We start from the raw sequence: 12407 nt of genomic DNA on the forward strand, positions 1-12407 counted from the left end.
CCTTTCAGGCGTAGCTTTCAATTTCGCGGATCAGCGTCTTCAATTCGCCGACATAGCTCTCAAGAGCGCTGTCTTCGGTGGCGATATCGGTAAACGCGATGCCGGCTTTTGCGCCGCCAACCGAAAAGGTGGCGGCGATATTGTTGATGCGGCCGGCCGCATCGCGCTGGCAGGCATAGCCGTTGCGCCTTATCGCGGCGATGGTGTCGGCAAGCCCCGCTCTTGCGTCCTCCGACCAGTCGGCGATGCAGAGCGCCAGCGCGTCGTCATCCATCTCGGCCAGAAGCGCCTTGCCGATCGAAGACTGCGAGGCGTGGTAGAGATGGTAGCCACCAAGGCCTTCGGCCGGGTTCTGATGGGCAAGTGAGTGATACATATAGACCACCGCATCCTTCCACAGAATGCCGATCGCCAGCGTCCGGTCATCGTATGCATGGCTGATCGCCACATGGGTCGCAGCGCGAAACAACGCGGAGGAATGAAAGCTCTGCGCCGCCAGAACATGCACCACCGGGCCGGGCAGATATTTCTTCTGCTGGTTCTGCTCGGCCATGCCGATGGCTTTCAGCGTCCTGAGCAGCCGGTTCACCTTGATCATGTTGATGCCCAGCCGCTCGGCAAGTTCCTTGGTGCCAAGCGGATGATCGCTGGTCGTCAGTTCCTGAAAACAGCGGATACCATCGACAAGGCTCTGGTTGGGCTGGGATGTCTGGGGTTTGTCGCTCATTTCACCGCTCCCGAGGTCACGCCGCCGATGAATTGCTTCTGCAGCACGGAAAAGACAAGGATAACCGGCGCGGCGACGATAAATGAGGCCGCCATGGCCCCGCCCCAATCGGCATTGTTTTCGTTGATATAGCGTAACAGAAGGCCGGGACCGACGGTGCGCTTGTCATCAGAGGTGATCAGCGTCATCGAATAGAGCAGATCATTCCACGACCACATGAAAGCATAAAGCGCAACGGTGATGAAGGCAGGCAGCGAGATCGGCATGACGATGCGCCGGAAGATCTTCATATTGCTAGCGCCATCCACTTTGGCCGCCTCAATCAGCTCGTTCGGCACCTGCTTGAAATAGCTGTACATCATATAGGTCGAGACCGGCAGCGCGAAGACGATATAGGAAACCGTCAGTCCGATACGGGTGTCGAGCAGGCCCACCGATTGCAACATTGGGTAGATGCTGATCAACAGAACGCCAAATGGAAACATCTGCGCCGACAGGATCAGCAGCATCAGTGGGCGTTTCACCGGATAGTCGAATTTGGCGAAGCTGTAGCCGGCCAGCGCTGCCAGAACCGCGTTCAAAAGCGCCGAAGCGGTAGACGTGACAAGGCTGTTGCCAAGCTGGAGGATCAACGGACCCTGCGTGATGGCATTGATGAAATGGCCGAGATAAGGCCGGTGCGGCACGAAGGTCGGGTCTGAAAGGTATAGCTCGGCGTTGGCCTTGAAGGCGCTCGACAGCGCCCAGTAAACAGGGAAGAATAGAAAGAAGGCGATGACGGCGAGAATGACGATAAAGCCGGCCTTTTCCCGCCAGGTGCGCAGTTCAAGCATGGCTCAATCCTCCCTGAACAGGCTTCTAAGATAGAAGATGACGATCGGCATCAGCGTGAAGACCCAAAGCACTCCGATGGCAGACGCCATGCCGAGATTCCAGTTCTGGAAGGCCTGTTTGTAGACTTCGATCGACAGGACCGAGGTTGCCCGCACCGGTCCGCCGCCGGTCAGCGCGAAAATGATGTCGAACTGCTGCAGATTGCCGATCATGCCAAGCGCACCGGTGACGAGGAAGACGGGTTTGAGATGCGGCAGGATCAGGCGCCGCACAATCTTCAGATTACCGGCGCCATCGATGCGCGCCGCCTCTATTTGCTGGAAGTCCATGCTTTGCAGACCTGCCAGAAAGAAGGACATGAACAGCGGAATGGAAATCCAGGTTCGCGTCAGGATGACGGCCATCATAGCCCCGACATCGTTGGAGAGAAACTGTATTGGAGCGTTGACGGCCCCGATATCCATCAACAGCATATTGACGATGCCGTAGCGCCCGTTCAGCATCCAGGCCCAGATGAAGGCGCTCACCGTTGACGGCAGGATCCATGGCAGCAACGTCATGGTGCGGAAGACCGCACGGCCCCGAAAATCCTGATACATCAGCAGCGCCCAGGAAAGGCCGAGAAACATGGTCAGAAGCGTCGTGCCGGCGACAAAGATCGCCGTCGTCACCCAGGATCCAAGCACGTAAGGATCGGTGAGGATGGTTCTGAAATTCTCGAAACCAATGAAGATCGGCTCCGTATCATAGATCGTGTACTGGTAGAGGGCCATGGACATGGCATCCAAAAAGGGCCAGGCCACCATGACCAGAAACGCAATCATCGCCGGGGCGAGGATCAGATAGGCAAAACGCCTGTCTGAACGTCTCAGATAGCCGGGCTTTCGCCGGGCCGGGCTTGTCGACCCCAGCTGGCGCGTGGTCGCCATGTCCATGTCACCGTCCTCAGTTCATCAGTTTTTCGATACGGCTCTGCATGTCGGCCGCAGCCGTTGCAGCATCTTTCTTGCCCAGCACGGCGGATTGAACCTCCTCCGAAACAATGGCGACATAATTGGCGCTATCCTTGAGAGAAGCGAGTTCGTTGAGCTTCGGCATGCCAAGAGAGACATTCCAGTCGACAATATACTGGTCGGAGGTAACGATGTCGCTCGCCCTCGCCGACTTGGTGACCGGGATTGCGCCCAGCTTCTGGAAGTATTCGAGCTGGATCTCGTCATTCATTGTCAGGCCCGAAATCAGCTTTGCAGAGGGGCTCTCGGCTGAAAGGCCGCCGTCCACCATGCCTTCTTGTGTCTCGCGCATCACCAGAAGATGCCCCCATTCCATGGAATGCGGCGTCATGCCGGCCTCGGCCACCGGCATGGGGACCGGATAGACATATTTGACGAACGCTTCGCCCTCACCGGAGAAATCTTCCGCAAAGCCCTTTGCGACCGGCGCATCGAAATAGTAGGCACTCTCGCCTTGTCCGAACATGCGCCGTGCAGCCCCGCGATCGACATCAAGAGCGGAAAGTCCGCGATCGACCAGATCCTTCATGAAGTCCAGGGTCTGGACCGTGGCTTCAGAATTGACGACCGGCTGGCCGTTCTCGTCGAAGATCGAGCCGCCAAAGGCCCAGAGCCAGAGCTGGAAATCGCTTGATACCAGATCGTCACCTTTGGTCATCATCGCATAAGGTGTGCTGTTCGGGTGGGCCTCCTTGACCTTTTCAAGATCGACGACGAAGTCGTCGATCGTCGCCGGCGGCTCGTTAACCCCGGACGACTCCAGCACGTTGCGGTTGGAGACGAGGCTGATCGAGCCGATATTCCACGGCATACCAACCTGCTTGCCTTTGACCTGACCCGCGGCCAACACTTCCGGCGGGAACATCGCCGCGAGCTTCTCCTCGCCGTAGAGTTCGTTGAAATCGACCACGTCGGGCATCTGGGCAAAGGTCGGTAGCCAGCGTTCCTGTGCCTGGTAAACATCAAGCGGCTGGCCGGTCCGGATCCTCAAAAAGACCGTCTTCTGCATATCCCCCCAGGCGCTCGACAGCACATCAACCGATACGCCGGTTTCTTCGATCAGCTGGGTCATGACCGGCGCATTGCTGGGCTCGGCCGTGATCCAGTTCAGGAATGTCACCTTGCCATCGGCGGCATGAGCGCCAAACGCACTCACCGAAAGCGCCAGCGTTGCAACGCCCGCTTTGAAAGCCATCATCGTTTCTCCTCCAGTTATCTGTTTATTCTACACGCAGTCCAAGCAGTGACACGGCGTGGCCCTGTCTGTTGGCCAGCCGCAGGCTCAGGCTGTCGATCTGTCTTTCCTCCGAAAGATCGACAGCAAGGACAGGATTGCGATTGTCTCGGATCTCGGCCACGACGCGGCCATTGGCGCTGATCGTGGCGTCATGAACAAGAAGCGGCATAACCCGGTCATGGTGGCGGTATTGCACGCTTTCCAGCGGATGATCGTAATCGCAATCAAGATAGAGAATGAGTTTTTGGGCGAGGATCGGCGTCTCGAAGCTGAGTTTCACTTCAGGCGCCGTGTCCTCACGATCGGCCATCCAGGCATTGGGGGCGGACGTCGGCCTGAGCGGTCCGAATGTCAGGTTGGTGGCATCGAAGACATGCAGGGGATGGTCCGCGTCAAAGGCGATATTGGCGCCCCCGGGCCGACGCTCGGGCACCCAGAAATCGAAGTTGTCGACGCCAAGCTCGCTTGGCGCTTCCTGTCGAGCCGTGGTCGAAACCTTGTCGAGGCCGCCTTTCTTGACCGCGACAAGACCGGTGATGCACTCGCTCGAAAGCCCGATCTCGACATCCGGGTTTTCCATAAAACAGACAAAGACATATTGTGCCCGCGCAAGTTTCGGCAGTGGGATCGCGACCGTCTGTTCGCCAGCATCAAGCGGCAGCGAAACCGCGCTGACCAGTGTCTCCGGCGTATGGTTTTCAGGCTTCTCGGCAATCTTCAGTTCAACGTTGATCTCCGCCTGCCGCGCCGCGCGTACTGGCACATGAATCGTATTGTCGATGTCGGTGCGTCCCGGCAAAAGCTGGGCGTAGCTGGCCGTCAGCTGCTTGTAGCCGTGATCATGGGCGAGGCCGGAGAATGCGAAAGTCGAGGATACGGCAATTTCCGCCGCACGCGCCAAGTTGCCGTCTGCCAAGGCATCGTAATGGGGCACATAATGGCCGGCACGAGATAACGCCCGCTTCAGGGCGGGAAGATATTCCGGCCTCGCCACATCGCGCGGGAAAATTCCAGCCTTGACGCAAAGGGCTGCAGCCGTGCCGATCGCCTGGCCAACGGTCGACGAGGTGGCCATCACCCGCGACGAGCCGAAAGCGACATGAGAAGCGGACAGGAGCCTGCCATTGGTAAAGAGATTTTCGATATTGCGGCTGTACATGCAGCGAAAGGGAATGCCGTAGACGCCCTTGGCATGAAACTGATTGCAGCCATCGGCATCGCCATAAACGCCGTCGGCGGGATGTAGGTCGATTGACCAACCGCCATGGCAGACATCGTCTTCATGGACGATCTGGCGGACAATGTCCTTCTGTTTCAGTATATAGTCGCCTTCCGCCCGCCGGCTTTCGCGCTTGCCCGGAATGGTGCCGACCCATTCGAGCGCCAGATTGGCAGCTTCCGGAAATTCCCCGGAATTCTTGATGTAGTTCCAGACGCCATAGACGATCTTCTGCAGCTCGACCTTGATCTCTTCCGACTGATGGATCGTGTCCAGCCTGCCGCCCCATTCGATCCACCACAGCGAGCAACCCTGTTCGGTGGTGCGGAACCGGCGGTAGCGCGGAATGAGGCTAGGCACGTCTTTCAGCGCGAAATCGGGCGCGACATAATCGACGGGATGGCCGACATCCTTGGTGTAGAAATACATCGAATGGCCGAGCAGCTCGCCGTAATTATTGCCCGGCGCCATGGGTTCATCAAACTCGTCTGCCTTTTCCGCGCCCATGCGATAGGCCGCACCCGACATGTGAACGAGTATGCCGTCACCGCTCGAATCAGCAAAAAAGGCGCCCAAAAGCCGGTACATGGTGCTGTTTTGAGAGTTAAAGGCATGGATCTCGCGAACGCGATTCTCCGTCGTCACCGCATGAAAAACCTGGGTGTTGACGAGCACGGTCAGGTTCTGCTCCCGGCTCACCCAATCCTGAACGATGCTGTCGAAGATGACGGGATTGCCGCCCGGATTGCGGAACTGATTTTCCAGCAGCAGCTCGTTGATGATCCCGCCCTCGCGGGCAAAGCGATTGTTGTTGCCGCCGTGGGAGGTGGCGCCCAGGATCCAGAGACGAACCTCGCTTGAGGCGTTGCCGCCCAGAACCGGCCGGTCCTGCACCAATGCGACCTCCAAGCCCTCCCGCGCCGCCGAAATTGCGGCGCAAACACCGGAAAGACCGCCTCCCACAACGACCAGATCCGCCTCGATTTCAACGGTCGTCAGGTCACGCGGAGCACTGGCACTCTCAACAATCATGCGTTTCTCCCATTTCAATAATAGAAATATCTATAATTGAAATCATGATGTCAAGTCTGAATCAATGCATGCTACGGATGCCGCCGAGCAGCCCTTGCTTCTATCCGAGCTGTACCGCTGCCCGAACACCTCAAATCCAGCGCCAAATCAAAGTACTTATCCATATGCTCTAGAAAGCTCGAGATCCTCGTTCATCAGACTTTGTAATGCCATAACGTATATGACGCTTCAGGATATTGTTCATCGCGAGGTAACGGTTGTCATCAAGCCTAGATGCAGTGTTTCAGAGCTGCCTATCGAGCTTGAGACCAGATTCTGCATTGAATGACCTCCTATCTCCGCTGGAAGTCACCAAAAAGAGGAAACTGCCAGCAATCCAATAGACGAGAACACCGCCATCGGCATGCAAGCCTGAGATCGCGGATTACCCTCGCGAAGCGCATGGCCCCAAAGGGCAAGTTGCCGAGGGCCTTGACAGTATTACCGCTCTGGAACGCCCAATAGGTTAAGCGGTCCGGCCCAAGTTGAGGTGATCAGCCGCCGTTTCGCGCGGCTGACCCGGTAATCCCCCCGAAAAATAATGGGCTTCAAAAGTAGAATTTTCTCGGGTTTTATGACTGAGGAGATTTTGATGAAAAAGACGAGATTTAGCGAAGCACAGATTATTGGCATTCTGCGTCAGGCAGAAGGTGGCGTTCCTGTGCCTGAACTTTGCCGGGAGCACGGGATGAGTTCAGCGAGTTTTTATAAATGGCGGGCCAAATATGGCGGCATGGATGCGTCGATGATCAGCCAGATGAAAGCGCTGGAAGACGAGAACCGCCGTCTGAAAAAGATGTATGCGGAGATGAGCATGCAAACCGAACTGCTGAAAGAGGCTTTGGGAAAAAATGACGCGGCCATCTCTACGCCGGGAGGTGGCCGCGCAAGCCGTGGCGATACGTGGGGTGAGCATAGCACTTGCCTGCCGAACGTTCGGTGTCAGCGAAACTTGCTACCGATACAAAGGCAAACGCAATGATGAGAATGAACAGATCGCCGATCTTCTGACCGGCTTGACGCAGGCAAAGAAGAACTGGGGCTTTGGCCTTTGTTTTCTCTATCTGCGGAACGTACAGGGACGGCGCTGGAATCATAAGCGTGTTTATCGCATCTACCGCGCGCTTGAGCTGAACCTCAGGATCAAGCCACGCCGGCGGCTGAAACGGGAAAAACCGGATACACTCAATGTCCCGACAACGCCGAACGCGGTCTGGTCCATGGACTTTATGGCGGATCGGCTGGCCGATGGCCGGCAGTTTCGGCTTTTGAATGTTCTGGATGACTTTAACCGTGAGGGGCTTGGCATTGAGGTCGATTTCTCTCTACCTGCGGAGCGTGTCATCCGTAGCCTGAACCAGATCATTGAGTGGCGCGGCAAACCGCTGGCAATACGTGTTGACAATGGCCCGGAATATGTCAGTGGAAGGCTTATGGACTGGGCTGAAAATCAGGGCATTGCGCTGAATTACATCCAGCCTGGAAAGCCGCAGCAGAACGCTTATGTCGAACGCTACAACCGGACAGTACGACACGAATGGCTTGACCAATACATCATCGAGAGTATCGAAGAGGCGCAGGCGTTCGCCACACAATGGTTATGGAGCTATAACAACGAGCGACCCAATATGGGCATCGGCGGAATGACACCCGCACAGAAACTGAAAATGGCTGCGTGAATTCTACCAAAAAGCCCCGTTAAAAAGGGGAGGATTACCACCCCATGTGAGCTCCGCGCATCTTTCACCCACGATTGAGGAACCTGGAGCAACCCATCGAACGGACGAATGTCAGGCTGGCTGTTCGGCGCGATGAGGATGATCCGCTGTCCGACAGGGCGCTCGCCCTGTTGCGCTTAGCGGCCATTAATTTCTAACTGTCAACGGCGGCGTAAAAACCGGCCACGGGGCGGAGCAAAAGTCGGCCACCTCGGGCGCAGGTATGAGGCCCGCGGGAGGGCGTAGCCCGAGCGGGGGCCTCATACCTGCGTAGCGATTTTCTGAAGGGTTTCAGCTGGCCTTTCGGGCACGGCTTTGGGCGAGACGATAGCTGTCGCCATTCATTTCGAGAATGTTGACATGGTGCGTGACGCGGTCGAGCAGAGCGCCGGTCAGGCGCTCGGATCCCATGATTTCGGTCCATTCATCAAAGGGCAAATTGCTGGTGATCAGGGTGGCGCCCCGCTCATAACGTTGCGAGATCAACTCGAACAGCAGTTCCGCGCCAGTCTTGGAGAGCGGCACGAAGCCGAGTTCGTCGATGATCAGCAACTTGTACCCTGCCATCTGCTTCTGGAAACGCAAGAGGCGCCGCTCGTCACGGGCCTCCATCATCTCGCTGACCATGGCGGCGGCTGTGGTGAAGCCAACGGACAGGCCCTTCTGGCAGGCTGAAAGGCCGAGGGCGAGCGCTATGTGCGTCTTCCCGGTTCCGCTGGGGCCGAGAGCGATGACGTTCTCGCGACGCTCGATCCATTCGCAGCGGGCCAGCTCCAGCACCTGCATCTTGTTGAGCTTCGGGATGGCGGCAAAGTCGAAACTGTCGAGGCTTTTGACGACCGGGAATTTGGCTGCCTTGATACGCCGCTCGACCTTGCGACGATCCCGTTCGACCATTTCCCGCTCGGCAAGCCGGCTGAGGTACCCGATGTGGTCGACGCCCTCGGTGGCGCAAAGCCGGGCCAGTTTCTGATACTCCCGCTGGAAGGTCGGCAGCTTCAGGGTCTTGAGGTCGTGGGCAAGCAGAATCTCGGGTGCTTCGGTGCTCATGCCGCTTCTCCCTTCCCCGATGACAAGAGGCCCATGTACGCCTTCGCCGATGTCGTCTCGACGGTTGCTCTCGGCAGGTAGGGATAGATCGACAGATCCAGTCGCGGCGGCCGGCGCTCCACCCGGCAAAGAATCAGATGTTTGACGGCGTCGAAGCCAATCGCGCCGAGTTGCAGGGCTTGCTTGATCGCCGCATGCAGGTCAGCCATATCGAAGCTTTCCAGCAGTCGAAGAACCTGCACGTATTCTCGCCGGCCATGCTTTGCCATGCGGCCTTCCATCAGCCGGCACAGTGTCGCAAACTCCTCCGGCAGAGCCCAGCCCTGCAGAGGGGCCGCCTGATCCAGCGCATTGATCTTCTGTTCGATCAGCGGCAGGTAATGAACAGGGTCGAAGATGACATCTTCCCGATCCCAGCTCCTGGGATGGCGGGCGATGATCTCGCCGCGGCAACCAATCACCACCTTGTCGACATAGCCTCGAACCCAAACGTCCTGATGACCGTAGGCGACAGGCACGGAATAGTCACCGGATCGCCGTGCGCTCTTTGCGCACGCGACGATCCGGCACTTTGAATATGCGCATCGTTCCGAACGGAAATCGTTCCCGATCTCCTGGCCGATGCGCGGGTTTTGTAGCGAACGAGAGACTGGGCCGTCACCCTGGCGCTGGCTTGGTCGCAGGCGTCAAATGGCGACGCTGGCAAGGACTGCATGGCAGCCAGATCGCGCTGCAGCCGTTCACCGATCGTCTCGCTCTCACCGCGCAGCCTGTCACATTGGCGCTTCCGGCACTGTTCTTCCAGAAAGGCATTGAACGCATCCCAGGTCGCAAACTGCGGGATGGGGACCATGAAGTTACGCCGGGCATAACCGACAAGGCCCTCGACGTTACCCTTGTCATTGCCCTTTCCGGGCCGGCCATAGCGATCCCGGATCAGGTAGTGGGACAGGAACCCGCTGAACAGTGTTGCCCGCTTACGCGTGCCGTCAGGCAGGATCCTCGCCACAAGGCAGCGATCATTGTCATAGACGATCGATTGCGGCACGGCCCCGAAGAAGGCGAACGCATGGACGTGGCCATCAATCCAGGCCTCGGCCACCGCCGCCGGATAAGCCCGCACGTAGCAGCCGTCGCTATGCGGAAGGTCGAGCACGAAAAACCGGGCTTTCTGCTCGACACCGCCGATCACCACCGTCGCCTCACCGAAATCCGCCTGCGCATGGCCGGGCGGATGAGAAAGCGGCACGAACACTTCCTGACGGCGCTGTTCCCGCTCCCGGATATAGTCCTTGATAATCGTATAGCCGCCGGTGAACCCGCACTCATCACAAAGCCGGTCGAAAACACGCTTGGCCGTATGGCGCTGTTTGCGCGGCACGTGTCTGTCTTCATCCAACCAGTGGTCGATCGTCGAAACGAACGCGTCCAGCTTCGGCCGCCGGACTGGTGATTGTCGCTGATAGCCAGGTGGCGTCGAATACGACAGCATCTTCGCTACGCTGTCGCGGGATATGTTGAAGTGTTTGGCTGCCTGACGCCGGCTCATCCCTTCCGAGACGGCCAGACGAACCTTCAGATAAAGATCCACGGTGTAAATCCTCTGTCCCTCCTGCGCTCATTGCAGAAGGAAGATAGGTGGCCGGATTTTACTCCGCCCGCGGACGAGATTATTCCGCCGCTTTCGTGGCCGACTTTTGCACCGCCGTTCTCAAGCGAACATTCGGCGGCCAAAAGCCGCCAAGTGAAACGCAGTATAACGAGTGAAACGTTTTCAGACTAACTATTTGAAATTATTGGAGCGGGTAGCGGGAATCGAACCCGCGCGTTCAGCTTGGGAAGCTGACAGGCTACCATTACATCATACCCGCTGACGGACAAGTGCCGGATGGCGATCATTACCACCGGCCAGGGCCAAAGGACAAGACGAAAAAAGCCGATCGTCACATCAATCGGCCGTCTTGAGACTGCCCGCAGCGCTCGGATGAGACGGTACGCACCCATTGCAGGTCGCGCGCACCAGCCTTCACGCTGATGAGATCGAGCATGTCTACACTCTGGCTGACACCGCGCGGACGTCAGGCACAACCCAGCTTATAACCGGTTTCGGGGTCTCTATTCTGCGAAACAACGGCCGCTCCGCGCTGTCGCTTTTGCCTTGGGGGTTGACGGCCTGCCCGCTGTGGCTAAACCTGTGGGCGCCGATCATAATCTTGAGGCAGTCGGCAATTCGGCTGTCCGCAAAAGCGCCTTCATGGGATTGCCCCGTATGCAAAGGGCGCGCGCAGGATGCAGACGGCGAACCCGGTACCGGGCCCCTCTGGCGAGAGTTTGACGGCGCTCTCGTGATGTCGGTACCGCCCGCAAATTAGCCGGCGGACATGTTTATCATGCTTCAGATCCATCTCGTCGGATCGCGTGCGCACAGCGCATGTGTATCCACCCGCGTCCGCGTCTGCCTTTCGAAGGAGGCGCGATCATGAACTCCATACTTTCCTATTTCAAATGGGCTTTCATCGTCACAGCCGCCGGCCTGGTGAGCAGCACCGTTTACGGCTATTTCAGCTTCGGAATAAGCGGCGCGCTCACCTTTCTGTTCATCACTGCCGTGCTCGCTGTTCTCGAGATCTCGCTGTCCTTCGATAACGCGGTCGTCAATGCCAACAAGCTGAAGACGATGAGCCATGTGTGGCAGCGCCGCTTCCTCACCTGGGGCATATTGATCGCGGTGTTCGGCATGCGGCTGGTGTTTCCGCTGGTGATCGTGGCACTTGCCGCGAAAATCGGCCCCATCGCCGCGGTCCACCTCGCCTTTGCAGAGCCGCGCGCCTATGCGGAGATCATGCACGATGCCCATCTGCCGATCGCCGCCTTCGGTGGCACCTTCCTGCTGATGGTCGGACTGACCTATTTCTTCGACCACGACAAGGACGTGCACTGGCTGCCCTGGCTGGAGGAACCGATGGCGCGTTCCGCCTCGATCAAAGGCATCGAGATCGGGATCGCGCTTATTCTCGTGCTTGTTTTTTCCGGCCTTGTGGCGGAGGAACGATCCGGCGATTTCCTCTATCCGGCGCTTTACGGCCTTATCACCTTTCTCGGCGTCGAGATCTTGAGCGGGTTTCTGGATGCCAGCCAGGCAAAGGCGGCGGCACAGGGCGGGCTTGGCGCTTTCATCTATCTGGAAGTGCTCGACGCGAGCTTCTCCTTCGACGGCGTGGTCGGCGCCTTCGCGCTGACAAAGAACCTGCTGGTGATCGCCACCGGGCTCGGCATCGGCGCCATGTATGTGCGCTCTCTGACGATCCTGCTGGTCGACCGCAAGGCGCTGTCGCAATTCCGCTTTCTTGAGCACGGCGCGTTTTACGCCATTCTGGTTCTGGCGGTGATCATGTTCGTCCAAACCCTTTTCCATATTCCAGAGGCCATCACCGGCCTTGTCGGCGCCGGACTGATCGGTCTTTCTCTGTGGTCGTCGCTGCGCTGGCGAAAACTGGAACGTTTAAGGCAGGCACTTTAGCCTTTACGGCCACAGGGA

At 58.0% G+C, this 12407-nt stretch carries 8 protein-coding genes, 1 tRNA gene and 1 pseudogene; 2 read left to right on the forward strand and 8 right to left on the reverse strand.

What is annotated here, in order from left to right; genetic code table 11:
* Window positions 1-4: 4 nt before the first annotated feature.
* From AC0L7L_RS16935 to AC0L7L_RS16955, 5 genes are read right to left on the reverse strand one after another with little or no spacing between them, the layout of a single operon-like run.
* Window positions 5-727: an IclR family transcriptional regulator gene (locus tag AC0L7L_RS16935; RefSeq protein WP_272213214.1), complete on the reverse strand. Its 723-nt coding sequence runs from the start codon at window positions 725-727 to the stop codon at window positions 5-7.
* Window positions 724-1560, reverse strand: coding sequence for a carbohydrate ABC transporter permease (locus tag AC0L7L_RS16940; RefSeq protein WP_272213215.1), 837 nt, complete (start codon window positions 1558-1560; stop codon window positions 724-726). The genes AC0L7L_RS16935 and AC0L7L_RS16940 overlap by 4 nt, the downstream gene beginning before the upstream one ends.
* Window positions 1561-1563: 3 nt before the next feature.
* The gene (locus AC0L7L_RS16945; protein ID WP_272213216.1) at window positions 1564-2496 is read right to left on the reverse strand and encodes a carbohydrate ABC transporter permease; all 933 of its coding nucleotides are present in this window, start codon (window positions 2494-2496) and stop codon (window positions 1564-1566) included.
* A 10-nt stretch (window positions 2497-2506) separates the two neighbouring features.
* Complete coding sequence (locus tag AC0L7L_RS16950) at window positions 2507-3769, reverse strand: ABC transporter substrate-binding protein (RefSeq protein WP_473510244.1); 1263 nt, start codon at window positions 3767-3769, stop codon at window positions 2507-2509.
* Window positions 3770-3794: 25 nt separating this feature from the next.
* Window positions 3795-6062 carry an FAD-dependent oxidoreductase gene (locus AC0L7L_RS16955; RefSeq protein WP_473510246.1) on the reverse strand — a complete coding sequence of 756 codons (2268 nt, stop codon included), beginning with the start codon at window positions 6060-6062 and terminating at the stop codon, window positions 3795-3797.
* Window positions 6063-6693: 631 nt separating this feature from the next.
* On the opposite strand from AC0L7L_RS16955, the gene AC0L7L_RS16960 reads away from it, so the two are divergent.
* Window positions 6694-7780, forward strand: a protein-coding gene (locus tag AC0L7L_RS16960) for an IS3 family transposase (protein WP_272209663.1) whose coding sequence is annotated in 2 segments (ribosomal slippage) — window positions 6694-6950 and window positions 6949-7780 — 1089 coding nt in all. Because the reading frame shifts where the segments join, the coding sequence is not laid out codon by codon here.
* 330 nt (window positions 7781-8110) lie between these two features.
* Here the strand turns inward: AC0L7L_RS16960 and istB are convergent.
* The 3 genes and pseudogenes from istB to AC0L7L_RS16975 form a co-directional block, all read right to left on the reverse strand.
* Window positions 8111-8869 carry an IS21-like element helper ATPase IstB gene (gene istB / locus AC0L7L_RS16965; protein WP_272213221.1) on the reverse strand — a complete coding sequence of 253 codons (759 nt, stop codon included), beginning with the start codon at window positions 8867-8869 and terminating at the stop codon, window positions 8111-8113.
* Window positions 8866-10460, reverse strand: a pseudogene (gene istA / locus AC0L7L_RS16970) (IS21 family transposase). Before istA ends, istB begins: the two are co-directional and overlap by 4 nt.
* Window positions 10461-10666: 206 nt before the next feature.
* Window positions 10667-10740: transfer RNA gene (locus AC0L7L_RS16975), tRNA-Gly, on the reverse strand.
* Window positions 10741-11348: 608 nt separating this feature from the next.
* Here AC0L7L_RS16975 and AC0L7L_RS16980 point away from each other — a divergent pair.
* A complete protein-coding gene (locus AC0L7L_RS16980) occupies window positions 11349-12389 on the forward strand; it encodes a DUF475 domain-containing protein (RefSeq protein ID WP_272213222.1) in 1041 nt (346 codons plus the stop codon).
* Window positions 12390-12407: the final 18 nt, after the last annotated feature.

This window comes from Martelella sp. K41-7 (genome assembly GCF_055808365.1).

Bases quoted from the DNA above. Each gene is read 5' to 3' on its own strand.
- AC0L7L_RS16935 (WP_272213214.1), bottom strand. From the start codon at position 727: ATGAGCGACAAACCCCAGACATCCCAGCCCAACCAGAGCCTTGTCGAT.
- AC0L7L_RS16940 (WP_272213215.1), bottom strand. From the start codon at position 1,560: ATGCTTGAACTGCGCACCTGGCGGGAAAAGGCCGGCTTTATCGTCATT.
- AC0L7L_RS16945 (WP_272213216.1), bottom strand. From the start codon at position 2,496: ATGGACATGGCGACCACGCGCCAGCTGGGGTCGACAAGCCCGGCCCGG.
- AC0L7L_RS16950 (WP_473510244.1), bottom strand. From the start codon at position 3,769: ATGGCTTTCAAAGCGGGCGTTGCAACGCTGGCGCTTTCGGTGAGTGCG.
- AC0L7L_RS16955 (WP_473510246.1), bottom strand. From the start codon at position 6,062: ATGATTGTTGAGAGTGCCAGTGCTCCGCGTGACCTGACGACCGTTGAA.
- istB (WP_272213221.1), bottom strand. From the start codon at position 8,869: ATGAGCACCGAAGCACCCGAGATTCTGCTTGCCCACGACCTCAAGACC.
- AC0L7L_RS16980 (WP_272213222.1), top strand. From the start codon at position 11,349: ATGAACTCCATACTTTCCTATTTCAAATGGGCTTTCATCGTCACAGCC.